We start from the raw sequence: 26963 nt of genomic DNA, 5'->3' as shown, positions 1-26963 counted from the left end.
TAATGAAGACACAGCAACAACAGGAAATACGTAGCGGGGAGAAAAATTTTGACCAAATAGATAAAAAATAGTCGGGGAAAGTTGCAATATATATCAACTATTCATATATTTGTCCTTTGAAAGTGTTCATATGACCGTAATATAAATTGTATGAGAAGGAAAGTTATTGCTTTTGGGGATTACTATCATACATTTTTACATTCATTGACCGATAAAGAGCAATTGAAAGTAAAATATGTATTATCATTGCTCGAAACTTATGATCGATTGCCTGTCAAATTTATCAAATATATAAAAGACGGTTTGTATGAATTGAGAATAGCATATAGTGGAAATATATTCCGTCTATTTTTTATTTTTGATGGAGATAAAATAGTTGTTCTTTTTAATGGTTTTCAAAAGAAAACGCAAAAGACTCCAACAAGAGAAATAGAGAAAGCATTAAAGATTAAAGCAGCCTATTATGAAAGAGAATGATAATGAAATAAGAGATTTAAGTGCTGAATTGGCAAAAGAATTCGGAAAACCCGGTACCCCCGAACGTGCTGAATTTGATGAAAAAGCTTATGCTTTTTATACGGGGCAGGTTATTTTGGATGCGCGAAGAACTGAAAAGATCACCCAGTCGGAACTGGCCAAACGGCTCGGAGTGGATAAATCTTACATCTCAAAAATAGAGAACGGTATTGTCAATCCGAGTGTAGGATTCTTTTACCGTATCATGAATGCTTTGAATTTGAGAGTAGAAATCACCCGGCAAGTGGGTTGATTTTGAAACTACCACAACACTGCCAGCATCTTTTTCATTTGTTTTTTGCGCGGAGAATAACCTAAATAGAGGAAAATTTCTTCTTCCAGTTTTTTCACGGCTTTATAGAGATGGGTTTCGACAGTCCGTTGTGAAAGATCGAGAATTTTAGCGGTCTGTCGGGCGGATAAACCACTTTCCTTGATCATTTTGAATACCTGCCGCTGCTGGGTGGGGAGATTTTCGATAAGTGCGTGCAGCCTTGCCGATAATTCCTTATGTTCCATTAGTGAAAGCGGCGTATTGTCGGCTGATGGTTGTACAGGTAGCGGTTGTTCATCGATAGGCACGACTTTATTTTTGTTCCTCAATGCGTTCAGACAACGGTTTTTCACGCTTTTAAAGAGATAAATATCCGGAGAATCAATTTCTGCAACTTGCGCACGATTCAGCCAAAGCCAGACGAACAGGTCGGAGACAACCTCTCCGGCTTTTCCGGTATCACCCAGATAGTTCTTCGCAAAACTTAAAAGGGCTTCGTATTTCAACCGGAATAAACGATTAAAAGCTTCCTTGTCACCTTCTTTTATGCGGACGAACAATAGTCGTATGTCGGGTTCGGATCGTTGCATACGGTTTTTAAGATGAAGACACTTCCAAAGTCGACAATACGTATCCGCAAGCTAATAAAAATACAATGATGGGTCAGTGTGGAAATTTTCCCCGAATGAGGAAATAGTTACCAGGAAGCCTCTGCCGGTTGGTATGAATGTCCTATATTTGCAATGGATTCATTGAAAAATAGAATTACGCGCATTGATTTTTTAATCCAACCAAAATCTTAACTATGTTTTTATTTTTTCGTAGTGATACGCAATTTTAAAAACATAGTTATATTTTTTTCTTTCCCCAACAATATATTCGACTCACTCCACCACCGTTACCCATCCGTACTTATCGGGTTCATCGCCATATTGAATAGCCCGCAGTTTATGGTATAGCTTTTCGCTAACCGGTCCCGGTTTGCCGTCTTTTGAAAAATGGTAACTCTTGTTTTCGCTCAGGTCGTCGATCCGTAAAATGGGACTGATCACGGCTGCCGTACCGCAGGCGCCCGCTTCCTCGAAAGTGGCCAGTTCATCTTCCAACACCGGGCGGCGTTCCACTTTCATTCCCAACTCTTCAGCCAGTTGCATCAGGCTTTTGTTGGTGACGGAAGGTAAAATGGATTCCGATTTGGGGGTGATATAGGTGTTGTTCCTGATTCCGAAAAAGTTGGCAGGACCACATTCGTCGATATATTTCTTTTCCCTGGCATCGAGATAGAGCACGGCGGAATAGCCCATATCGTGTGCTTTCTCTCCTGAGCACAGACTGGCAGCATAGTTGCCTCCCACTTTAAACGTTCCTGTACCGAGGGGTGCCGCCCGGTCATATTCACGCATGATGACCATAGGAGTGGGTTTGAATCCCTCTTTAAAGTAAGGGCCTACCGGTGTGACAAAGATCAGGAAAGTGTATTCCTTGGCCGGCTTTACCCCCACCTGGGCACTGGTGCCGATGAGCAATGGCCGGATATAAAGGGATGCCCCGCTTTCGTAGGGTGGTACAAAACGTGCATTTTTCTTTACGGCAAGTAGCACCATCTCTTCAAAGCGTTCTACCGGTAGTTCCGCCATCATGATACCACGGCAGGAGGATTGCAGGCGCAATGCATTCTCCCTCATCCGGAAAATGCGGATTTTCCCGTCTTTCCCGCGAAATGCTTTCAGCCCTTCAAAGGCTTCCTGCCCGTAATGCAGGCTGGTAGCCGCCATGTGGAGGTTGATATATTCTGATGTTTCCAGTTCGATATCACTCCATTTGCCGTCGCGGTAATAACAGCGGACGTTATAGTCAGTTTTCATGTAGCCGAATGATAAACCCGACCAGTCGATTGCATCCATCTTCTTAATATTTAATAGTATTTGAATTAGACTAAATACACTACAAATATAGGGCTTTATTTTTTCAATTAGCATTTTTTTACAGGAAAAATCATTATTTTCGTGCTGCCAAATGATCGATCAGATAACTATAGGACGTATTCAGGATGCGGCACAAATTGTAGATGTCGTGTCCGATTTTGTCACACTCCGCCGGCGGGGTGTGAACTATGTGGGTTTATGTCCGTTCCATGACGACCGTACGCCCTCGTTTTACGTCTCTCCTGCCAAAAATATCTGCAAGTGTTTTGCCTGCGGCGAAGGAGGGACCCCGATACACTTCGTGATGAAGCATGAACAGCTTTCCTATTATGAGGCGTTGAAGTACCTTGCCAAGAAGTACAATATCGAGGTCGTGGAAAAAGAATTTACCGACGAGGAAAAACAGGCGCAGAGTGATCGCGACAGCATGTTTATCCTCAATGAATATGCCCGCGATTATTTTGTAAAGATATTGCATACCCATCCCGAAGGTAAAGCAATTGGACTTAGTTATTTCAAGGAGAGGGGATTCCGGGACGATATCGTGAAAAAGTTCCAGCTTGGTTACAATCTGGAACAACGTGACGCCTTCTCGGTGGAAGCGCAAAAAGCCGGATATAAACGGGATTACCTGCTCAAAACGGGGTTGTCCACCGGTAATGACAATCAGCCGCTTTATGACCGGTTCCGGGGAAGAGTGATTTTCCCCGTCCATACACTTTCGGGAAAGGTAGTTGCTTTTGGCGGGCGTATCCTCAAAAAGGTGGAGAATACGGGGAAATATGTGAATTCTCCGGAAAGTGAGATATATTCCAAAAGCAAGGAACTCTATGGAATCTATTTCGCCAAAAATGCTATAGTAAAACAGGACAAATGCTTCCTGGTGGAAGGATATACCGATGTGATCTCGATGCATCAGGCGGGTATTGAGAATGTAGTGGCATCATCGGGAACGGCGCTTACTTACGGCCAGATCCGCATGATACACCGTTTCTCCGAGAATATTACTGTCTTGTATGACGGCGATGCGGCAGGAATAAAAGCGGCATTGAGGGGAATCGACCTGCTGCTGGAAGACGGAATGAACGTGAAGGTGGTGCTCCTTCCCGAAGGGGAAGACCCCGATTCGTTTGCCAGAAAGCAGAATGCAGAGGGGTTTCATCAATATATCGCTGAGCAGGAGGTCGATTTCATCCGGTTTAAAACACAACTATTGCTGAAAGAAGTAGGAGATGATCCCGTCAAACGGGCCGGATTGATATCGAGCGTGGTAGAGAGTATCGGTTTGATACCTAATACGATTATGCGTTCTGTTTATATACAGGAATGCTCCCAACTGTTGAATACGCAGGAACGGGTACTGATCTCGGAGATCAATAAGATACGTCGTCGCAACTACGAAAGGAAAAAAGACCAAACAGAAAAAGCGCCTGTCTTACCGCCTGATCATGAAGCGGAAGATATGCCCATACCCGGAGAAGAGGCGAAAAGCAAGGTTTTTCAAAAAAGTCCTTACGAAAAATATGAAAAAGAGATACTCCGCTATGTAGTCCGCTACGGTAACAGGCCTATTTACCGGAAGTTTGAGAAACAAAAACGGAAACAAGGTAAGGAGGTCATCGAGGAGGATGTGCTGGTAGAAGAGGGGCCGGGTGTCACCGAGTTTGTGAAGTTCGACCTGGAGCGTGATAATATCACATTTACCACCGGTTTGTACAGACGGGTTTTTGAAGAGGCTGTGGCGTATATTGAGGATCTGGATTTTGATTCCGGCCGCCACTTTCTCTCGCATGCCGATCCGGCTATCAGCAAATTGGCATCGGAGTTGATGAGCGACCGGTATCAACTAAGTAAAATACATGCGAAGATATTGGGTGAAGAACTCGGGGACAAAGATTCCCGACTGCTGGAGGAGAATCTGCTGAATTCCTATGTGCCCCGCGCTACCACGGAGTTGAAGAATGCCTATGTCCTGCAGCAGATAAAACAAATAAAGGAGGACATGAAACAGAGCAATGAGGATGATTCGCTCTCTCTTATTGTCCGGCTACAACAACTTCAGGAGATAAAGAAAATTCTCTCGAAAGAGTTAGGCGAAAGGATTATATTGAAATACTGATAATTAACTTCGCTGATAGTGCGTTTCGCGATAGTAGCTGCGCTGATATTTGCACTTCGTGCGATAGTCCGTTTCACGCGGTAATTGGTCATTAGTAATTAGTAATTAATTGAAAATAGATGTACTTAGAAACCAGAAATGTAGTAAAACAGTATGCCAATCATCTGGCATTGAATAATGTGAGTATTCAGGTGCCCCGTGCCACTGTCTTCGGGTTGTTAGGGCCGAACGGTGCAGGTAAGACTACACTGATCCGCATCATTACCCGTATTACCGCTCCCGACAGTGGGGACGTGATGATCGACGGGAGTCCTTCAAAAGCCGAGGATGTATACAAGATAGGTTACCTGCCCGAAGAACGCGGTTTGTACAAAAAGATGAAAGTAGGGGAGCAGGCGATGTATCTGGCACAGCTGAGGGGCTTATCGAAGAAAGACGCCCATCGGGAACTGATGATATGGTTTAAGCGGTTCGACATTATGGACTGGTACAACCGTAAAGTAGAAGAGCTGTCGAAAGGGATGCAGCAGAAAGTGCAGTTTATCTCCACCGTGATCCATAATCCCGACCTGCTGATTTTCGATGAACCTTTCAGTGGTTTTGATCCTGTCAATGCGGATATTGTAAAAAAGGAGATGCTGAGACTCAAGGATGAAGGGAAGACCATCATCCTTTCCACCCACAATATGGAGTCGGTGGAGGAACTGTGTGATAATATCGCACTGATCCATAAGTCGCAGGTGGTATTGCAAGGAAAAGTGTTCGATATCCGCAAGAAACATCGTCCCAATATTTTCCGCTTCCGCCTGCTGGGGAATGAATTCGACCTGGCACATCCTTCCTTTGCTTTGTTGTCGAAAGAACTTTACCATGAATTTATCGATCTGCGTATCCAAAAGGTAGGTGATATCAGCAACAATGAATTGATGAAATTAATCCTCGACAGATATGAGGTAGTGAGTTACGATGAAGAACTGCCTACCATGAACGATGTATTCATCCGCACTGTAACAAAATAATATAAGATATGAACAAATTAGGCTTAGTTATACAACGGGAATACATCACCAGGGTAAGAAAAAAATCATTCATTATCCTCACGCTCCTTATGCCGGTGCTGATGGTGGCTTTGTCATTAGTACCCCTGTGGCTTTCCACGCTTAACGACGGTAGTGTGAAAAATGTAGCCGTCATAGACAATACAGGCATCTATGCACCTCTCCTGAAATCGACCGATACTTACCAATTTCAAGTCGTAGGCAAATCGGAACAGCAGGATACGGAGTCCCGGTTGGGAAAGGATCTGTTTGCCATTTTGCAAATCACGGAAGACCTGCACAAAGACCCCCGCGCGGTTTCACTTACATCCCAAAAGCAGGCGCCGCAGGAATTGCAGTCTATGATTGTAAGTGCGTTGAGTGAGAAGGTTACACAACAAAAACTGGATGATCTTTCATCATCGGGCAATGTAGATAGGGAAGCCATTACACAGGTCCGTTCCATCGTGGAAGAAGGATCAAGGGTCTCACTGCGCACATTCCGCCTCGACAGCGGCGGGGGTGTCTCAGAATCGTCCACCGAACTGGCGACCATCATTGGAATGCTGTTCACCATCCTCATCTATATGTTTATACTGATGTATGGGAACATGGTGATGCAGGCGGTACTGGAAGAGAAAAAGAGCCGTATCGTAGAGGTGATGGTCTCTTCCGTGAAGCCGGTCAACCTGCTGGTAGGTAAAATAATAGGAATAGGGCTGGTCGGCATTACGCAGCTGGCTATCTGGGGGGTATTGATGGGACTCTTTTTCAGTGGGCTCTCCTTTTTTATGGCCACTCATGGACAAATGGACGCAACTGCCATGACGACCGGGATGGGGAACTTCGATATGGAAGGGATGATGAATACGGTGATGTCTATCAACTGGTTAGAGATTGGGTTCTATTTCATCCTCTTTTTTATCGGGGGATATATATTGTACGCATCAATCTTTGCCATGTTTGCATCCGCAGTGGATAGTGATGAGGATACCGGGCAGTTTATGACACCTGTGACACTTGTGATCGTATTTGCTTTCATGGCCGGAATCTATAGCGTGAACAATCCCGATGGACCGCTGGCCTTCTGGACATCATTGATTCCGTTCAGTTCGCCTATTGTAATGATGGTGCGTATCCCGTTTGGAATTCCATTGTGGGAAAAGCTGTTATCGATCGTATTGCTCTACGGGACATTTATCCTGATCTCCATCCTTGCCGCCAAGATATACAGGGTTGGTATCCTGATGTACGGTAAAAAACCTTCCATCAAGGAAATGATCAAATGGGTAAAGTATAAATAAAATTTTGATTGTATTTTACGCTAAAAATCGACAAAAAGTAGTATTTTTGTAGAAAAATAAACAATTGTCTATTTAAAACGGTTGTTTTGAAACAGGAATGAGGGAGTTATTCACTAAAGCAAATATTTCGTGATGACGATGTCCGACTGACGATAAGCCGGATGAAATATGGATGAGTGAGTATGATAATCTTAAAGCACTTGCCTGATTCTGTGGAATCGCGCAGGTGTTTTTGGATAATAGGTTATTATTTCCGGTTCGGATGTCGTTTTTGTAGGATAGATAAAAAATAGATAATTATGCAATTCGAAAAAATGCAGGCCGCAGGCAACGATTATATTTATGTCAACCTGTTTGAAGAACAGGTAAATGATCCCGAAATATTGTCCCGCCGGATAAGTGATCGCCATTTCGGTGTCGGGAGCGACGGCCTTGTGCTTATCGGGCCTGATACAGAGGGAGATTTTTCGATGAAGATGTACAATGCCGACGGAAGTGAAGGAGCTATGTGCGGCAATGCGGCGCGATGCGTAGGGAAATATCTTTATGAAAGGGGATTGACCACAAAAAAAGAAATCTCATTAAACACCAAGTCAGGGATAAAATATCTTTCATTGACGGTAAATCCTCAGAGCAATGAAGTAGAAAGAGTCCGGGTAAATATGGGAAAAGCGATCTTCTCAGCTTCGGATTCATTACGTTCCCAGGTCACACTTCCGGAAATGGTCAATTATCCCCTGCGGGTGAATGGACAGGAATACCATATCACTTTTGTCTCCATGGGCAATCCGCATGCAGTTATTTTTATGGACGGTATTGATAATCTTGAAATTGAGAAAATCGGCCCGCAGATAGAACATCATCCTCTCTTTCCGGAACGTACCAATGTAGAGTTTATCGAGGTAACCGACCGCACGCATTTGAAAATGCGGGTATGGGAGAGGGGAAGCGGGGAAACGCTTGCCTGCGGAAGCGGTGCCTGTGCTTCGCTGGTCGCCGGAGTGATCACAGGCCGATGTGAACCGAAAGCTTCTGTACAGTTAAAAGGCGGCACCCTTGAGGTTGAGTGGGAGAAAGACAATAACCAGGTCTTCCTTACCGGAGACGCCCATTTTGTGTTCCGGGGCGAAATTTTTTAAAGTGGTTAAGTGCCTGAGTGGTTGGGCAATCCCAAACTTCTTGACTTCTCAACTTCCGACTTCTTTTCTAATTAGTCTTATTGGCATATTATTCACATCAGCACATCAGTAAATCATCAAATCAAATATATGTTCCAGATCAACGAAAACTACCTGCAACTGAATGAAAGTTATCTGTTCAGTACTATTGCCAGAAGGGTAGAGAATTTCAGCGCTTCACATCCCGAAGCCGATATTATTCGGCTGGGGATCGGTGATGTGACATTACCTTTACCACCCTCCATACTCAGTGCCATGCATAGTGCGGTGGATGAAATGGGTGTAAAGGAGACTTTTCGCGGTTATGGTCCGGAACAGGGATATGCTTTTTTGCGGGAGAAGATCTCGGAGATCGATTTCAGGCGGAGAGGGATTGATATCTCACCCGACGAAATTTTTGTGGGTGACGGCTCTAAAAGCGATACCGGTAATATCGGGGATATCCTGGGGGATGACAATGTGGTGGGTATTACCGATCCGGTCTATCCGGTTTATCTTGACACCAATATCATGCGCCTTGGGAAGTCCTCCCAAATTGTGTTACTCCCCTGTAATGAGGAGAATGGATTTTTACCCGGAATACCCTCGCACCACTTGGATGTGATTTATTTATGCTATCCCAATAATCCTACGGGTACGGTGATGGACAGGAAACAGCTTAAACAATGGGTGGAATATGCATTGGAAAACAGGAGCCTTATCCTGTTCGATGCCGCCTATGAAGCTTTTATCAGGGATAATGATGTGCCCCGGAGTATCTACGAAATTGAGGGTGCTACAGCATGTGCCATCGAATTCCGTTCTTTCTCCAAAAATGCCGGGTTTACCGGTCTGCGGTGCAGTTATACGGTGGTACCAAAAGCACTGAAAGCAAGGTCTGTCGATGGGGATGAGCTCCCGATCCATAGCTTGTGGAACCGCCGCCAGTCCACCAAATTCAATGGTACGCCTTACATCGTACAAAAAGCGGCCGAAGCGGTGTATTCGCCCCAGGGACAGCGGGAAGTAGGCGACATGGTCGCTTACTATATGCAGAATGCCGAGATGATCAGGGGAGGGTTGGCAGAGAAAGGATGGACTTTTTTTGGCGGCGAGAATTCACCCTATATATGGTTAAAATGCCCCGATGGCATGGATTCATGGACTTTCTTCGACCGCCTGCTCCAAGAGTGCCATATTGTAGGCACCCCCGGCGTAGGATTCGGCTCCGAGGGCGAAGGCTATTTCCGTTTAACCGCCTTCAACAGCCATGAGAAGACTGCTGAAGCGGTAGAACGGATCAAGAAATGGGGATGTTGAAAATTTCACTTATTCAGTAGACTATTCATCGATACCCAAAAGAAGCGCGGTTTATAAATAGATGCGTCACTATATAAATCGGGGATATTTTTCGCATTTATGCAATAACTTACCAATAAATTGTCATCCGGACCATATTGGGGATGTGCCATCGCATTATAGGTAAATAATGCTGGATCTTCTCCTTCGGGTATAGTATAAATAAGCTTCTTATTCGACCAGGGTCCTTGAGGTGTATCGGCAATAAAAGTATAAATTTCGGGTTTGAACCTGTCTTGTGTCAACAGGATGAATTTGTTATCCTGCTTAAAGACACTGAATTGTTCCGAAACAGGAATGTCAATACCTGGCAACGATTTGCTCTCTTTCGCATCGTGCACCCAGTTGTTGCCGTCAAAATACTCCCAATCTTGTAACTTATCATTTACCAAGCGGGCGCGTGCCACATGTAATCCCGCGGTGAGGTCTGGTTGAGGATTTGAACCATATACGTAATAAAAGCCATCATGTTCGGTGACCCCAAACCCGAAATGCGCGTTTGTCTGTTCTACAGTCAATAATTCCTGTTGGTCGATAACTGATAAATCTGAAAGATTCAATCGGTAGTACACGGTTGAATACCAGTAAAAATCCCAGGTTCCCGTCCCTGTCTGCACAATAGTGGACATAAATACGTGGACTATATCGTTCTTTACAAAACCGTGCATAGGCCAAAGGATGGCCGGATATCCGTTTACTTTTTCTGTTGTTAACAATGATTCCGGATTTAGGGGGCTACCTCCGGTTATGGTTTTTACTGTTTCTCCATCCAGTAGTTGCCATACATTACCCATGATAAACGTGGACGATTCCGGCCTTTTGTTATCGGTGACTTCACCTAAAAAAGAATCACCCCATAACCAGAAACTTTTGGAGTTATCTATCTGGATGGATATGGCTCCATCACCTCCAGTAAGGATATCTTTTTCGGGAGGAAATAAAAATTCCAACATTTTGGTATCAATCACTATTTCCCCATCTTCAATGGAAAAATCATCTTTAGTTGTCTGTTTGTCCGGTTGTTGACAGGAAAGAACAAATAGTAAACTCGATAATAAAAATAATTTGATTTTCATTTTTGTAATGATTTATGTTAATTAATACCCATCATTCTGGGTTAATCTCCCGTTAGAAATAATCCTGTCATTATTAGGAATCGGAAACAAGAAGTTGGCTTCTCTTGGAACAACTCCGGGTTTCGCTGTGCCTACCAATTCTTTTATTTCGTCCAATGTGCACATTCTTACCAAGTCGTGCCAACGATGTCCTTCTATAGCAAATTCCATACGCCTCTCCGCTAAGACAGCCTTTTTGAAGTCCGTGTAATTATTGGCCGGGGTATCACCTAATCCCGCGCGGCGACGAACGGCATTTAATGCATCTTTGGCCGCCTGGGTCGGATTTTGATTGATTTCATTTAATGCTTCCGCTTTTATCAGGTACATTTCAGCGGTACGAAGATATGGGTATGTGGCATTGGATTCATTTCCTTTGGGCTCGGCTATTCTGTCCCAATACTTGCAAAAATAGGGAGCATCGAATGTTTCTGTGGATCCATCGGTGTAAGTGAATGATTTGAACAATGTCACGTCACGGCGTGTATCGTTCGGCTCAAAAATATTGTAGAGGTTGTCAGTTGCGGCAACCCATCCTTGGGCATTGTTAGGCCCTCCCTTCTCTGTATCCATTTTAGGCAATAACCGGACGAGGAATTGGTTTCCTTTCCATCCCTGGCTTAACGATGCATTGAAATTGACTTCCCATATCCGTTCTCCTTTAAATCGATTCTCCAGTTTAAACAGATCTTCATAAGAACCCATTGGAAAAGCAGGAATCACCGCATCAGCCTTTGTTACCGCATTCTGGAGATAAGTGTTATTCTTCTCTTTCTGGCCCAACGTCAGATATACCCTCGCCAATAAAGCAGATGCTGATAATGCATAAGGACGTCCGTTACCCAAGCGATCTTCATATTTCAGGTTCTTTTCGGCAAAATCGAGATCCTCCAGTATGACAGGATAGATCTGGACTACAGATGTCCTTGGAATCTGGGCTTCCGAAACACTTTCGGTTGGAACCGTATGTAAAGGGACATCTCCGAAGAAACGGGTCAACTCGAAATAGCACAATGCACGGAAGAATTTAGCTTCGGCGATCAATTGATTTTTTTTGACTTCATCCGTAAAGCTAATATCGGGAACTTTTGCAATTACCGTATTACAAACATTAATCGTTGTATAAAAATCACGCCATAGACAGGCAACCCGGATGCTATATGCGTCTACTTGGAATTTATCAATAGACTGATATTCAGGAGACGACTGTTTGGAGACTGCATTGTCGGACATTAACTCCGGCAGTTCCCAAAAGTCATTGTAAAATAATCCCCCAAAGTTATCACTCCACAGATTATATGCATCCGCGTCAGAGATCAGGTAGCTGTAAATGGCATCCGTAGCGGCAACGGCATCGGACTCGGTTTTGTAAAAATTCTTATCGACTTGGCTTCCTTTCGCTTCTTCATCAAGGAAATCGGAGCAAGCAGAAAATATTCCTATGGATGAAATCCAGATTGATAAATATAAATATGTTTTTTTCATCGTGGTAGTCTTTAGAAATTCATTTTAAGCCCTAACATATATAATTTTGGTACAGGGTAAGAGCCGTAATCGGCGCCCATACTCAGGTTGTTCTGTCCGAAGCGGCTTACTTCAGGGTCGTATCCCGAATAGTTGGTAAATGTGTGTACGTTTTTTGCACTTATATACACCTGTAATGCGTTACAATTAAACTTTCTTGTCAGATTTACCGGAAAGTCATATGACAAAGTAACATCTTTGATTCTCAAATAGGAACCGTCTTCCACTTGATGGTCAGAAAATACATTGGACATAGGCGAAGCATTTGCCCTCGGATAGTCATTGGTGGGATTATCGGTTGTCCATCGCTTCAACGCGGCTGTTGAATTATTCTTTTGTCCATCAAAACTTTCGAGTGAGAATAGGTTGAAATTGGCAATAGAGTTACCTTGCACACCTTGTAAATAGAGATTCAAATTGACAACACCTTTATTTTCTCCCAGTTTCAATGAAAATGTGTTATTCCATCCGTATGTGAAATCGGGATTGGCGTTTCCCAGTTCAAAAAGATCATCCTCATTCAGCACGTCACTGGTTCCTTCTCTATTCACATACTTTCTGTCACCGTACGTGATGGTCCTTCCAGGGAAATGGACAATTTGAGAAAGGTCTTCTCCCAGTTGTACAATTCCGTCCGTTTTATAACCATAGATGGTTCCAATGGGTTTGCCTTCCATAATTTTTGTCCAATAATTGATCCCCATGATACTTGTGCCGGAAATACCGTTTTCATTACCCGGCAGGTTGGTCACTTTATTCCGGTTAAGCCCGAATGTCAGGTTCGACTCCCATTTGAATTTGCTGTTGTCTACTGGTGTCGCATTGAATGTGAAATCGAATCCTTTATTCTCAAGATTACCCACGTTTTGCATCGCCACGTCGTATCCGATATGCGATTCGGTGGGCATGGTCAGTAGCAGGTCCTTTGTTTTCTTGATATAGTAATCAGCAGATAGGGAATACCGGCCATTATACACACCGATATCGAAGCCGACATTGAATTGAGCGGTTGTTTCCCATTTCAGATCTTGGTTACCGAGTGTATAGGGAGATTGACCCTTTATGATTTGGGATGTGCCGATGTAGGCTTCTGTTCCTTGCAATAACCCCATGGAACTGTAGGGGGAGATTCCTTCATTTCCTACTAATCCGTAGCTTATGCGCAACTTCAGGTTGTCTATGGTGGTTTGACCTTTCATAAAAGCTTCTTCAGAAATACGCCATGCAAACGCAGTGGAGGGGAAGAACCCATACTTGTTATTTGTGCCGAACTTGGAGGATCCATCCACTCGGCCGGTCAATGTCAGCAAATAGCGGTTGTCATACCCGTAATTTACGCGGGCCAGATAAGACAACATTTGCCATGAGCTATATCCCGTATTTGCCAATTGAATCTTGGTTCCCTCCTGGATAGAGTGATAACCCAACCGCCCATCTTCAATGCCCGATCTGGATACCAGAAGCGGGGTACCTTCATATTGCTGTGTGGTGATACCGGCTACAGCATTTACCGAATGTTTTTCGGCGAATGTGTTGTTATAATTCAGGGTATTTTCCCAAACCCAGGTATAACCATCTGCCTGTCCCACAGTAGCGATACCCTCACTGGCCTCTCCCCGTTTAATATTGACAGGCGCAAAACTCAGGTCTTTTACGTTATAATAGTCGAGACCAATACTTGTCCTGAAGTTTAATCCTTTCACAATGAACAAATCGGCATACATGTTACCGGTTATTCGAAGCGTTTTGTTCAATTGCTCATAGGTATTGGCATCCTCCACCGGATTACCCACAGCCGGATTGGATATATTGTTTTCATATACATAGGTTCCATCCGGGTTATGCACCGGCAATCCAGGATTCATTTCTAAAGCCCAGGATGTGATACTGGAAGCGATGGCGCCTTCATAATTGGTTACCACACCGTTGGACTGACTGTAAGTGACATTCATTGTATTTCCGATTTTTATCCGTTCGCTTAATTCCTGGTCTAAATTAAAACGAAGGCTCCCTTTTTTATAGTCCGATCCGAGAATGATGCCGTCCTGAGAGAAAAAATTGGTTGATAGGAAATAGGCTGATTTGTCGCTTCCTCCTGAAAAAGCTAATTCATAATTCTGGATAGGAGCTACACGGAAAATTTCATTCTGCCAATCCGTACTTTGTTTTCTCAAGTTGTTCAAATCGGCAAATACCAGTTTCCGGTCGATATTGGCATTATCTGTCGCTTCATTCCCCAGAATTGCCAACTGTTCGGCATTTAGCATATCCATCTTTTTGGCGATGGTCTGTACTCCGTAATATGCGTTTGCCGATGTCCGTACTTTACCTTTACTTCCCCGTTTGGTAGTTACCAAAATCACACCATTCGCTCCGCGTGCTCCATAAATTGCCGTGGCGGAAGCATCTTTCAATACCTCGATTGATTCCACGTCGTTTGGATTCATCAGTGCCATGGGATTCAAGGGAGGGGTATTCATGGCTCCCGAGTTCGCACCCCCATTAATGACAGGTATTCCGTCAATCACATACAACGGCTCGTTTGTCCCCATGACGGAACTTGTACCACGGATGCGAATGGAGGTTCCCGCACCCGGTTGACCGGAGGTATTGGTCACTACTACACCCGCAGCACGTCCCTGAAGTCCCTGGTCTATAGAGGTGATCGAAGTTTTTACTAAATCATCTGATTTTACGGAAGCTATTGCAGCCGTCAGGTCACTTTTTTTCATTTGTCCATATCCGACAACAACCATTTCATTCAAATAAATGGATTCGTCATTCATGGTGATTGAGAGAGAGGTATTATTTGTTAATTGTACTTCAATCGTTTCATATCCGACATACGAAAAAACGAGATAATCACCTGGCGATGCCTGTAGGGTAAATCTTCCATCGATATCGGTTACAGTGCCATTGGTGGTATTTTTTACCAGCACACTTACACCAATAAGGGGTGTACCGTCATTTTCTGTTACAATACCTGAATAATCTTTGTGCTGTGCATATAGGCTACCCCATAGACAAAGATATAATAATAAACAACATAATTTTAAGGGTCTCATGTGCATCATTTTTAGATATATACTAAGTGAAAAATTATTGTTCTGTTCCCCAGTTTTTGTTGGGTGCTGAGTCCAGCCAGATCTCCAAATATCCTCCGGCTCCAAAATCTTTGTGATCGATCCAATATTTGTTGTAATCTTTCCCATTCAGTTGTGTTTTCTGGATGAAACAGTTCTTTTTTGAGTTGTTATATGTCCTGATCTTAAACTCGTTTCCTCTATAGTATGTAGGATTAAGTTTGATTGTAATTTCATCAAATACAGGACTTGTAATCTCATACGAAGGATTTTGAGTGCTGGTTCCTTGCACACTGAATAATCCCAGTGCCATCAAAGCACTTACGCCTCCCATTTGTCCCTGATCTTCGTCATGACCTCCATATCCCCGGTCGGGTGTAATTGCACCGTAAGCCTGTGCTCCGACTTTTCTTACCCAATATTGGGAAAGCCATGGATGACCTGCCAGATTGAAGACGTGTGCATTTGAACATCCGGGTTGATTGGCATAACTCACATATCCGCTGCCGTATCCAAATATGAAATCATCTTTTTCAGACTGTTCAAAGGCATAATTCAATTTTTCACACAGCAGGTCATTTCCTCCCATCAACCGGGCCAATCCGGGAATATCGTGCGATACTCCCCATGTAGCCTGCCAGGCATTGGCTTCAACCCAACCTTTATTACTTAACGGATCCGATGTTATCCACTCTCCTTTTTCATCTTTCGGAAAGAGTAATTTCTGTTCGGGATTGAATAATTTTGTCCAACCCTGGGAGCGTTTCAAATAATAGGCTGCATCCTTTCTTTTACCCATTCTGGCAGCCATTTGAGACAGTGCCCAATCCTGAAACGCCGCTTCGATAGTAATTCCGGCATTGCCGGGATAATATCCGTTTTTAATGTAAAAATCAATTTCTTTTACGGGGCCGATCATTCCGCCCGGTTTATGATTCCTGACTATTGCTTCGTATGCCTTTTCGGGTTTTGTCTTGGTCAGCATGTTTTTTTGATAGGCACTTGTGATCAAATTGGTTGCCGGGCAGCTTGTCATAATATAGGAATATCCGCCGGCATTGGGGCCGCGGGGCAGTAATCCGCCGTTATCGGCATACTGGACAAGACAGGCGGCAAAATCATCCAACACTTCCGGCCAGGCCAGTCCCCAAAGGATATTCAGGTTCCATTGTGTTAACCAAAAGGCGTCGGAGTTATACATATGGAAACGAACCGAACTGTCAGTTTTTTGGGGTAATGTACGCACAATTAACTGGGCATTGATAGTGGCATTCCCAACCCGTTCACCTTGGGTATAATCGGGATAATCGCCCGAAACATCATCCAGCTTATGTCTTCCAAGCAATACATGCCATAAGTCGGTATAGAATTTAATTTGTTGTTCATATGTGCCCCCTTTTACATCGATACGTCCAAGCCAATCATTCCATTCTTGTCGTGAATCCTCCCTGACAGCTTCGAAATCCCAACCAAACCGGTCACTTTCCATGTTTTTGCGGGCATTCTCTATGCTTGTGTAAGAAATGGCAAATTTGACTTGAATTTCATCACCGGCCTTTACATCATATATGGCGCTGACACCGCAGGTAGGAGCATCATAGTAACTTTCATTTGCATTCCGGGCTGTTTTTTGGTTTACCCCCTGATGGGATGTGATATTCTTGAGGATTTCTTTATCATCCCACGCATCTAATTGCTGAAATGGTTTGTCGAACTCCATGACAAAAAATATTCTCACATTATCGGGCCCTCCCCAGAAACGTCCGGTGGTATTCACTGAGCCTTCAATTTCGGTATTGCTCACTTTGGTAACACGACAATCATTCATTGTTGTGGTTGCCAGATATCCGCCTAAATTGAGCAATACATTTGAGGTATTGTCTTTCGTGTAACGAAGTTTATAATAACTCACTCTGTCGGTTGTGGTTTGTTCCACCCAAATGCCGTAATCTTCTAAAAATACCCGATGATATCCCGGCTGTACAATTTCACCGTCATGTGAAAATGCAGATTTCCAGTGTTGCTCACCTAATATAGGATTGATATCACCGGTAGTCGGCATCAGGCTGATACCCGATAACATCCAGCAGTGTATCTGGGGAAATCCGAGTATTTCCAGTGAATTATAATTATAACCGCCTCCATACTGATTCTTATTACGGGTCATTGGGGCGGCGCTGATCATGCCGAACGGACGGCTTCCTGTCACAAAGAAGAAATAACGTCCGCGAGCTGATTCCACATATGGGTCCACTTTTGAAACATAATCGATGTAATCCTCAGGAGCTGGATATACTTCAATTTCAGACAACCCGATATTTAATCCGTCGCCGTCGGTAGTTTCGAATTTTACCCACGTTACTTTTTTGGTTGGAAAATTGACTGCCTTTGGCCTCCCGTCGTTAGGAATCTGATTGACGAAAATAGATGTACCATCGCTAAAATGTAAAGTGCCGCCCGCTATATGACTTTGTTGTATCGGCCGGTCGTACAGTATGATCCGATTGATGTTTTGCGGTTTCTCCCATTCTAATTTGATCCACGGATAATCAATCGCTCCCCAGGACGTTTGTCCGCTTGCCGAAGCCCATTCCCCCTGATTTTCGATACCTATCAGTCCATCCACCGCTTTTTGTGCCGAATATTCGGCGTTCTTTTCGGAAGATACCGTTACTCTGGCTGAAGGTGTGATATTATCAGGCCCTGCAAACAGGCAAAAGCTGTATCCGACAAACATAAATAGGATGAATATGTATTTGCTCATAAAACTTGATTATTTAGTAATTGCCTGGAGTACAAGGAGCCCAACTGTAATTTGTAGGATTTTCGCCTCTGTAAGAAGTAAAATTGGACGATTTGGGAATGGCTACATATTTTTCAACAACCGGAGTTTCCTCTGTGTAAGGATCGCCCAGCCACGACAAGTCCATAAAGGTTTGTATCCATAAATTGGCATCATCTAACCTCAATATCTCATATTTGTCAATAGTAGGCGTAGTGGATAAGAATCCAAATCTTATCAAATAAACAGAATCTGCTTTTAACTCTGTTCCGATATACTTCCATGCGCAGTACTGATTTAAGACATCCAACCCTGCTCCTGCCGGATCACCCCAATCATATTCCCAACTCAAATCATTATTTAACCGGTACACATTGTCTAACATGGCATCCATTGTGGTGTCGTCACCATTTGTTGTTTGTTCGGTCAAATTCCAATCAAATTTTGACAACCGTCCAAAATCGGTCAATGTCACCGAAATAGCCAGGTCTGAAGCATCAATCAATTTATTCTCTACCGAATATCCGCTAAAAGTGTAAATCAATGTACCTTCTTCGTCACCCACTTCAATTTCCTGTTCGAATTCATAGGTATCCGACATATTGTTTACCGGAACATTTATCTCGTATCCGGAAATTTGTTCTCCATTTACCCATTTTGTGATTACCAGTTTCTTTATATCGGAGTTCCCATATGTTACAGTAGCTCTGACCGTATCGCCGGTATATCCTGAAAAAAGTAATTTATCGAGAATTACTTTAGCATCATGATGAATACTTTCATTTTTCTCGCAAGAAAAGAACATAAGCAACATACATGAAATACATCCAATAACTTTACATACGTTTTTCATTGTTTTTGTTTTTTGAATTTATGGTTCTATGCGTTTTATATAATATTTTTGAACTCAGTATCTTGATGTTCCCGGTTGTTGTTTATTTGTATTTTCCGGAATATTTTATGGTTTAGGATAACTGATTCAGTGCAAAATTATATGCCCCAATGGCAATGGCTCTGCTTGTTCCTAGCATGCTTGTGCTTACTCCGATCTTCTTTACCGCATGATATATGGCGGTTTTGTAACTATCGGGAATTGTCACGCTTTCTGATTCATTCTTCAGGAAGATCGCTTTTTCGTTTTCATCTTCGAGATTGTAAGCTTTCATTTGCAATCGGGGGAAGATGTCTCCATTGACGGTTTTTCTGATCCCGTTCATTTCTTTGACCATCGCCGGGAGGATGTATTTCTGCGCATTCGCAATCCCACCCCCAATGACCACTATTCCATCCACAATATTCAGTGATTCCGAAATAGTGAAACCGGCAATCTCTCCCAGCCTTTCAAAGCTTTGGATGGCGGCTTCTCGGTTACCGGCCTTTATACCTTCGGCAATGTCAAATATTTCTTTAGGAGAGAGGTTTGATTCATCTCCCGATAATTCACGGTATGCCCGTTTTATGGCACGGATACTTACACCCTCTTCGGCGATAAGATGGTTATCATATTTGTTTGCCGATAACCAGACATCACCTCCGCAGCCATTGTCACCCGTTAAAAGCTTGTTATCTATTACCACACCGCCACCAAAACCTGTACCAAGGGTTACGGCGAGCAGGTTACGGTATCGCTTGGAATTTCCTGTAGCTTCCAACTCTTTGTTAATCTCGGGTAATGTCCCCGCAAGGGCTTCACCATAGGCGAAAAGGTTCCCGTCGTTATTGATAAAGACAGGTAAGCCAAATTTTTCTCTTAAATAAGGACCCAATGCAATTCCTCCCCTGAAGGCGGGGAAATTGGGCAGGTCCCCGATAATACCATTCTCATAATCAGCAGGACCCGGAAAGGCAAAACTGATGGCCGCAGGAGTGTTATCTATTCTTTGCATTACTTCCTTGAACCCGGTGACAATAGAATGTAAACATTGATGCAAATCGTCAGGATATGCCGGAAGTTCTACCGGGTCAATGATCTCCCGGTTATCTTTTATGGCAGAAAACACAAAATTGGTTCCTCCCGCATCGAGGGTTAATACGGATCTTTTATCTCTATGGTACATTTTCTTTGAAAATATTGGTGAGTAGTAAATTTATAATCAGGCAAAAAAGAAGGACGGACAGGGCGGCTGTTAATCCGAAATTATCATTCATCAGTCCCTGGAGAGGTAAAATAACGGCTCCGCCCGAAACGCCCATGATCATCAGTGCTGAGATCTCGTTGGAACGTTGCTGGTCCTTTTGCAATGCGAATGAGAATACTATCGAGAAAACATTGGCGCAAGTAAACCCGATGATGAATATCAGGATCAGCGCCACCCAGAGATTTTGGGCAAATATCAACACCGCAAAAGCAAGAATGGCTATAATGAGCGATGATCTCAAAAAACGTAGAGGAGAAAATTTTAGAAGGAGCAGGGCACCCGCGAAAGCACCCGTGGTTTTCGCCGCAAAATACACACTACTGCCCAGTCCTGCACGGCTTAAATCCAATTCCATCCTTTTCATAAGTAGTTCAGGTGCCGAAGTGTTTATTCCCACATCGAGACCGACAATAAACAGGATACTTAGAAAGCAATACAAGATGTATTTATCTTTTAAGAGAGTCAATACACTTTTGAATGAGGCCTGCCTGCTTTTGAATCCCTTCTCTTCTGTTTTAGAGAATAATAATAATAAAACGGAGAGTAAGGAGCTAAACGAAAAAATAACGAAAGTCATTTTCCAGTCTGAGAAATAGTTGGCTGTTGCTCCCGCGATTATAGGTCCCAATAGTGAGGATATAGCTTTGATAAACTGGCCGGCAGTCAGCACACTCGCCGTTTTCTCCTTTGTAAACATGGCGGCTACCAAGGGATTCAGTGAAACCTGCAGGATGGTATTACTGATACCCAGTAACGCAAAGGCTGACAAAATTGAGGGGAAAGTGTAACTGATAAACGGTATGATCATTGCCACGGTGGTGATGGTAAGGGAGAGCAGAACCGTCTTTTTCTTACCGATCCGTCCCATCAGTATCCCTGCCGGAATGGAAAAAACAGCAAACCATAGGAATACCATCATGGGAATGGTATTGGCAAGGGTGCTCGATAAATCAAAATCGACCTTGATGTAATTGGTGGCAATACCCACTACATCCACAAATCCCATAATGAAGAAGCCGAAAAATACAGCTGCTTTAGGAAGCCATCCTGAATTTGCTCTGTCGCTGTTCATCTTGTATCTGTTTAAAATCTGACGCTTGCCTTGATGGTCACGCATTTCCGACCTGCCGATTTACCATGGGGCCTGATGGTATATTCTTTTACCGAAGCCGGCACAATAAATGTCTCGGCATAATGCACAACAAGGGGTTCAAAATGGCTATCCGGACTTTCCACAATGATCTCATCTCCTTCTACCAGATTCAACACGTTGACCGAATCGTTGGTCATATGTTGCACTGGTCCTGTAAAGGTATGCCTTCTTGTTTCTATAAACTCCGTCGGGTGTAAACCGGTTCTTTCTTCCATCCATCCATCGTTTCGTGCTACCTCCTCAAACTGATTTACCAATTGGGATGTGACATACTCTGCATCCCTGTCCCACTGAATGACCTGTTTCCCCCTGTCTATATTGATGGGTCTTGGTTTTCCGTCCAATCCGAGTCGCCCCCAATCCCATAGTTTGAAGGTAAACAGGTTAGGAGTGGCACTGATTTCCAATACTAACGAGTTTTTACCGGAGCAATGGATCGTCCCGGCGGGAATCAGAAAATGATCATGTTTCTTTGCAGGAATGCTGTGGATGTATTTTTTATCATCGAAACCGAAGTCCGGGTTATTATTCGCATTTTCCAACTCATTGATCATGGCCTTACCGTCAATACCTGTTTTCATCCCCAGATATACAACCGCGTCATCTTTTGCCTCGATCATATAATAACTTTCGTCCTGCGTGTAGGGTAATCCGAAGTTATCTTTTGCGAATTGGAGGGTAGGGTGCACCTGAAGGCTCAGGTTTCCTCCTTCCATGGTATCCAGAAGATCGAAACGAATAGGGAAGTCTTGACCAAACCGGGCTTCTACCGGCTCTCCCAATAGCTCCTTGGCTTTTAGGTGTACTAAGTTGACCGATGGCATCTCAAAAGTCTCTCCGTCAATCTCAAATAACAAACTGTTTTCTTCGGGAACACAATCGAAACACCAGCCGAAATTTGTCACTGATTTGTCCAGGTCGCAGACCGTCTTCATCCATTGTCCGCCCCAAGGTGCGGGGTCAAAGAAAGGGACTACCCTGAAAGGTTTATTCGCCGTTTTTTCTATACCTTCAAAAAAAGTTTTTTTGTCGATAAGTTTTGGTACTTCTCCGGTGCTGTCCAGCCAATAATCCACCTGTTTATACAATGTCTTCTTATGCTTGTCCAATACTCTCCAGTCATTGAAATAACCCCGCTTATATTGAAGGGAAAATGCTTCGTTTTTGTTATCGACGCCCAGACCTGCCACTTCATTTCTTCGCATCCTTTGCTGTATTTCCCAGCGGGGCATATCGGCATACACCAGCATATCCGGTTTAGTAATACACGAGCTTCCGTAACCAAATAAAACGATGTTTCCGTTTTTTTGTATGGATTTTATTTCCTGATTAACAGCCAATATTTTCTCTTTATCAAAATAATCTACGATGGATAAATTACTCAGGTAGCCGAACAGAATATCTTCTTTCATAAAATTTTCAGTGATTCGAAGAATTTCATTTTCCGACCTGAAAAGTTGGGCAGTATCCATAAAGAATACATGTGGTATATTTTTGAAATAAGAGAGAAGTTGTTCGTAATAAATGCCGGTGTAACATTCAATAACGATTATGTTGTTGCCAGTCTCCGGAGTGATTTGTTGTAAAATATTTTTCCAGCCTTTCACGAGGGTACCCTTTTCTATGGAAGTGGCAGGATATTTGTCATACTTAGACTTATTTTCTTGCATATGATTGAACATGTTGGATATTTGTTTGAACATATAGATGCGACAAATGTATAAAAGAAAATAAATAACACCAAATTATTTTGAATATTTTTTTATTTTTCATTCCTTTGCCGGAAAAATGGGTTATAATAAACTACCTCTGCACAAACAAGCTGAGCTCTATCTCAGGAGGTTGATAGAGCAGGATGAATTCAGGGACGGTAGGCTGCTTCCTAACGAGGTTGAATTGTCTGAACAATTGAAAATGTCCAGAAATACGCTGAGACAAGCCATCAATACGCTGGTCAGTGAAGGACTTCTTATTCGCAAAAGAGGCGTAGGGACAAGGGTTGCGGAGAAAAATATTTATAGTGAAGCGACTAATTGGTTAAGCTTCTCTCAGGAAATGAAAGTTTTAGGTGTGGAAATTGAAAACTTTGAATTCCATATAAGTAAACAGATATCCAGTGATGAAGCAAGATCCTTTTTTTCCATTCCGGAGAATACTAAGGTGTGGCGCATAGAGAGGCTTAGGGGAAAGGTGAATTTCCCGTTTGTTTATTTTGTTTCCGAATTTAATCCTGAAATCCCTTTAGACGGAACGGAAAATTTCAATAGGCCGCTCTATGAGATTCTTAGAAATGACTATCACATTGTAGTAAAAACATCAAAAGAAGAAATAAGCGCTGCCCCTGCCAATAATTTTATCGCGTCAAAATTAGAGATTGAAACCGGTGATCCCATATTGATCCGGAAACGGGCAGTGAGTGATACAAACGGACTACCCATAGAGTATAATATCGGTTGGTATCGAGCAGACTCATTTACCTATAAAATAGAATCTGTCCGTAATGGTATATAATCCATCGGGACTTTCCTTATTTCTTCCTCCATTATGGTAGACCTATCCTGACTGGCGCAAAAAATACTCATTAATGGTAAGTAAAAGGTAAAAATGGATGTGTGAATACCTAATTATTGCTATTGTGAGGAACAACACCGGCTTGTACCTTTGTACCTTGGTAAAATCAGCTTTTTATCGTTTTCCATGACAACCATGTTGTGGAACATGAGGTTATGTGATTTTGTATCGATGATATAAAGGAGGTTATTTGAGAACGCTTATTCTTACACTTGTTTTGCTTGTCTGTGCGGTGGTATCCCTGTTCGTGGGGGTGGCAGATATCTCTATGGCTCTGATTTCCATCAGCCGGATTCCCAGGACTGTTGCATTGATACTGGCGGGAGTGGGGATGAGCATATCGGGGGTGATCATGCAGCAGATGACGCAGAATAAGTTCGTGGCCCCCACTACTGCCGGTACGCTTGAGGCGGCCAAGATGGGGTTGCTTATCTTCCTGATTTTTATTCCTACCGCAGGAGCTGCCCTGAAGATGCTGTTCGCTTTCCTGTTTACATTTATTGCCAGTTTGATTTTCCTGGCTATTGTCCGGAAGATACGTTACCGGAATGTGGTGTTTGTGCCGTTGGTGGGATTGATGTTCGGCGGGATCATCGGGTCGATATCTACCTTCTTCGCTGTCAGGATGAATATCGTACAGGATACCAATGCATGGATGATGGGTGATTTTTCGGGTATCCTGCAGGGACGATACGAGTTGATCTATCTTAGCTTGCCCGCCATCATCATCACTTACCTCTATGCCAATAAGTTTACCGTAGTGGGAATGGGGGAGGATTTCTCCAGGAACCTGGGATTGAATTACAGGGCAATCATGAATATCGGCCTTTTCTGTGTGTCGCTCACCGTAAGTGCCGTGGTGATCACTGCCGGAGCTATCCCCTTTTTGGGGTTGATCGTGCCGAATGTGGTGAGCCTCCTCTTTGGGGATAACCTGAAGAAGACATTGCCGTTGGTGGCCTTGTCGGGTGCTATCTTCCTGTTGTTGTGCGATATTGCCGGACGGATCGTGATCTATCCCTATGAAGTGCCTATCGGCGTGACGGTAAGTATTATCGGGGCAATTATTTTTCTCATATTGATCATAAGGAAGAGATGAAGGGGATAAAAAAGAATTTTCTGATCACGGTCCTGTTGCTGTTAGCAGCGGTTACCCTCTACCTGTTCTATAATATGGGAAGCAATTGGGAGTTCGCACTACGCCTACGAGGTGTAAAAGTGGCGGCCATCATTGTTGTTTCCTGCTGTGTGGCATACTCATCCGTTGCTTTCCAGACTCTTACCAACAACCGGATACTCACTCCCTCCATCATGGGGTTTGAGTCGGTCTACCTGCTGATCCAGACCTTGATCGTCTTCATGTATGGCGATCTGACTTTTCAGGTACTCTCCGGCTGGGGTAATTTTCTGTTGTCGGTGCTGGGGATGATAGGTTTTGCCTTCCTGCTTTATATATTGATATACAAGAAAGGGAAGGATAACCTCTACCTGTTGCTATTGGTGGGGATTATACTGGGAACTTTGTTCAACAGCCTTAGTTCGTTTATGCAGTTGCTGATTGACCCGAGTGATTATTTTATCGTGCAGGGAAAGATGTTCGCTACCTTCAACAAGATTAACCGTGATCTGCTATGGCCTTCCGCGGGAGTGTTGGCGGTGCTACTGGTTGTTGGCTTCCGTACTGCCAAGTATTTGGATGTGCTGGCGTTGGGGAGGGATCAGGCGATTAACCTGGGACTGAATTACAACCGTATGGTCCAGCTGTTCCTGGTAATTATCGCTATACTGGTTTCGGTCTCCACCGCTTTGGTCGGGCCGATTACTTTTCTGGGTTTGCTGGTGACCAATCTCACCTATGAATTATTCAAAACGCACCGGCATGATGTGGTTATTGCCGCCTGTTGCCTGGTTACTGCCGTCACCCTGTTGAGTGGGCAGTTTGTAATGGAGCGGCTCTTTCATCTCTCTATCCCGGTAAGTGCTATTATCAATCTTGTGGGGGGATTGTATTTTATGTTTTTATTGTTACGAGTAAGGAAACTATGATTGAAATAAAAGATATATCGAAACATTACGGCAGGAAAATTGTGCTGGATGGTGTCGACCTGCAATTTCCCATTGGAAAGATCACCTCGCTGATCGGGAGCAACGGTGCCGGGAAGAGTACCCTGCTTTCCATTGTCAGCCGGTTGCTGGCACAAGACGGCGGTGTGGTGATGGTGGATGGAAAAAATGTAACGGACTATAAGAACAAGGTATTGGCACAACGGCTTTCCATCCTTAAACAGTCCAATCATGTACGGTTGAAACTGACGGTGCGGGAATTGGTGTCATTTGGCCGGTTTCCTTATTCGCAGGACAAACTGACCGATGAGGACAATGAAAAAGTGAATAGGGCAATCCATTTTTTGGATTTGGAAGATATCAAAGATGCCTATATCGACGAATTGAGCGGGGGACAGAAACAGAGGGCCTATATGGCGATGGTGGTAGCGCAGGATACGGACTATGTGTTACTCGACGAACCGCTGAATAACCTCGATATGAAGCATTCGGTGCAGACAATGAAGACTTTGAAGCGACTGGCGGATGAATGGAAGAAAACTATCATCATCGTGTTGCACGACATCAATTTTGCATCACATTATTCCGATTATATTGTCGCCCTGAAAGATGGAAAAGTAAAATATTGCGACACAACCGACAACATTATCAACGAGAAAGTGTTAGAGGATGTGTTCGACATAAAGATCTCCGTTACGGAGTTTAATAGTAAGAAAGTGTGTAATTATTTTATGTAAGAATAAAGAGTAAAGAATAAAGACTTTTAGAGCCAAGAACCAAGGACCAAGATTCGAGACTGGGAGTAGTAACTAGGAGAAGATAATTGGCACATTGGCATATTA

At 43.5% G+C, this 26963-nt stretch carries 21 protein-coding genes; 11 read left to right on the top strand and 10 right to left on the bottom strand.

The window, feature by feature from the left end; all coding sequences use genetic code 11:
* Positions 1-150 precede the first annotated feature (150 nt).
* Complete coding sequence (locus tag ABV001_RS10250; RefSeq protein WP_352422710.1) at positions 151-477, top strand: type II toxin-antitoxin system RelE/ParE family toxin; 327 nt, start codon at positions 151-153, stop codon at positions 475-477.
* Positions 464-769, top strand: coding sequence for a helix-turn-helix domain-containing protein (locus tag ABV001_RS10245; RefSeq protein WP_352422709.1), 306 nt, complete (start codon positions 464-466; stop codon positions 767-769). Before ABV001_RS10250 ends, ABV001_RS10245 begins: the two co-directional genes overlap by 14 nt.
* An 8-nt stretch (positions 770-777) precedes the next feature.
* Here the strand turns inward: ABV001_RS10245 and ABV001_RS10240 are convergent, their stop codons facing one another.
* Together ABV001_RS10240 and ABV001_RS10235 are read right to left on the bottom strand one after the other, a co-directional pair.
* Positions 778-1380, bottom strand: a complete 603-nt coding sequence (locus ABV001_RS10240; RefSeq protein ID WP_352422708.1) for an RNA polymerase sigma-70 factor — start codon at positions 1378-1380, stop codon at positions 778-780.
* 294 nt (positions 1381-1674) lie between these two features.
* Positions 1675-2694 (bottom strand): branched-chain amino acid aminotransferase, encoded by a 1020-nt coding sequence (locus tag ABV001_RS10235; RefSeq protein ID WP_352422707.1) that lies wholly within the window; start codon positions 2692-2694, stop codon positions 1675-1677.
* Between the two features lie 112 nt (positions 2695-2806).
* Here ABV001_RS10235 and dnaG point away from each other — a divergent pair, with 112 nt between their 5' ends.
* The 5 genes from dnaG to ABV001_RS10210 all read left to right on the top strand — a co-directional run bounded on the left by dnaG (position 2807) and on the right by ABV001_RS10210 (position 9652).
* Entirely contained in the window at positions 2807-4834 is a 2028-nt protein-coding gene (gene dnaG, locus ABV001_RS10230; protein WP_323424454.1) for a DNA primase, read from the top strand.
* Positions 4835-4953: 119 nt separating this feature from the next.
* A complete protein-coding gene (locus ABV001_RS10225) occupies positions 4954-5853 on the top strand; it encodes an ABC transporter ATP-binding protein (protein ID WP_323424455.1) in 900 nt (299 codons plus the stop codon).
* Between the two features lie 8 nt (positions 5854-5861).
* Positions 5862-7175: an ABC transporter permease gene (locus tag ABV001_RS10220; RefSeq protein ID WP_323424456.1), complete on the top strand. Its 1314-nt coding sequence runs from the start codon at positions 5862-5864 to the stop codon at positions 7173-7175.
* Positions 7176-7474: 299 nt separating this feature from the next.
* A complete protein-coding gene (gene dapF, locus ABV001_RS10215) occupies positions 7475-8314 on the top strand; it encodes a diaminopimelate epimerase (protein ID WP_352422706.1) in 840 nt (279 codons plus the stop codon).
* Positions 8315-8443: 129 nt separating this feature from the next.
* Positions 8444-9652 carry an LL-diaminopimelate aminotransferase gene (locus ABV001_RS10210; RefSeq protein ID WP_352422705.1) on the top strand — a complete coding sequence of 403 codons (1209 nt, stop codon included), beginning with the start codon at positions 8444-8446 and terminating at the stop codon, positions 9650-9652.
* Between the two features lie 5 nt (positions 9653-9657).
* Here the strand turns inward: ABV001_RS10210 and ABV001_RS10205 are convergent, their stop codons facing one another.
* From ABV001_RS10205 to ABV001_RS10170, 8 genes are all read right to left on the bottom strand, one after another.
* Positions 9658-10767: a DUF5005 domain-containing protein gene (locus ABV001_RS10205; RefSeq protein ID WP_352422704.1), complete on the bottom strand. Its 1110-nt coding sequence runs from the start codon at positions 10765-10767 to the stop codon at positions 9658-9660.
* 21 nt (positions 10768-10788) lie between these two features.
* Positions 10789-12291, bottom strand: a complete 1503-nt coding sequence (locus ABV001_RS10200) for a RagB/SusD family nutrient uptake outer membrane protein (protein ID WP_352422703.1) — start codon at positions 12289-12291, stop codon at positions 10789-10791.
* Positions 12292-12302: 11 nt separating this feature from the next.
* Positions 12303-15395, bottom strand: a complete 3093-nt coding sequence (locus tag ABV001_RS10195) for a SusC/RagA family TonB-linked outer membrane protein (RefSeq protein ID WP_352422702.1) — start codon at positions 15393-15395, stop codon at positions 12303-12305.
* A 34-nt stretch (positions 15396-15429) separates the two neighbouring features.
* Positions 15430-18177, bottom strand: a complete 2748-nt coding sequence (locus ABV001_RS10190) for a GH92 family glycosyl hydrolase (RefSeq protein WP_352422701.1) — start codon at positions 18175-18177, stop codon at positions 15430-15432.
* A 13-nt stretch (positions 18178-18190) separates the two neighbouring features.
* On the bottom strand, positions 18191-19048 hold the full coding sequence (locus ABV001_RS10185) for a hypothetical protein (RefSeq protein ID WP_352422700.1): 858 nt from the start codon (positions 19046-19048) through the stop codon (positions 18191-18193).
* Between the two features lie 112 nt (positions 19049-19160).
* Positions 19161-20252 carry an ROK family protein gene (locus tag ABV001_RS10180; protein ID WP_352422699.1) on the bottom strand — a complete coding sequence of 364 codons (1092 nt, stop codon included), beginning with the start codon at positions 20250-20252 and terminating at the stop codon, positions 19161-19163.
* Positions 20242-21405 carry an MFS transporter gene (locus ABV001_RS10175; RefSeq protein WP_352422698.1) on the bottom strand — a complete coding sequence of 388 codons (1164 nt, stop codon included), beginning with the start codon at positions 21403-21405 and terminating at the stop codon, positions 20242-20244. Before ABV001_RS10175 ends, ABV001_RS10180 begins: the two co-directional genes overlap by 11 nt.
* A gap of 11 nt (positions 21406-21416) precedes the next feature.
* Positions 21417-23156, bottom strand: a complete 1740-nt coding sequence (locus tag ABV001_RS10170) for a class I mannose-6-phosphate isomerase (RefSeq protein ID WP_502929871.1) — start codon at positions 23154-23156, stop codon at positions 21417-21419.
* 118 nt (positions 23157-23274) lie between these two features.
* Between ABV001_RS10170 and ABV001_RS10165 the strand changes: the two genes are divergently transcribed.
* From ABV001_RS10165 to ABV001_RS10150, 4 genes are all read left to right on the top strand, one after another.
* A complete protein-coding gene (locus ABV001_RS10165) occupies positions 23275-23997 on the top strand; it encodes a GntR family transcriptional regulator (RefSeq protein WP_352422696.1) in 723 nt (240 codons plus the stop codon).
* Between the two features lie 250 nt (positions 23998-24247).
* A complete protein-coding gene (locus ABV001_RS10160; RefSeq protein WP_352422695.1) occupies positions 24248-25156 on the top strand; it encodes an ABC transporter permease in 909 nt (302 codons plus the stop codon).
* Positions 25153-26103, top strand: coding sequence for an iron chelate uptake ABC transporter family permease subunit (locus ABV001_RS10155; RefSeq protein ID WP_323424469.1), 951 nt, complete (start codon positions 25153-25155; stop codon positions 26101-26103). Before ABV001_RS10160 ends, ABV001_RS10155 begins: the two co-directional genes overlap by 4 nt.
* Entirely contained in the window at positions 26100-26858 is a 759-nt protein-coding gene (locus ABV001_RS10150; RefSeq protein WP_352422694.1) for an iron ABC transporter ATP-binding protein, read from the top strand. The genes ABV001_RS10155 and ABV001_RS10150 overlap by 4 nt, the downstream gene beginning before the upstream one ends.
* The last annotated feature ends 105 nt before the right edge of the window (positions 26859-26963 follow it).

Origin of the sequence: Proteiniphilum sp., from assembly GCF_040307845.1 — a bacterium.
Lineage (GTDB): Bacteria > Bacteroidota > Bacteroidia > Bacteroidales > Dysgonomonadaceae > Proteiniphilum.
This window is presented reverse-complemented; position numbering and strand designations above follow the sequence as displayed.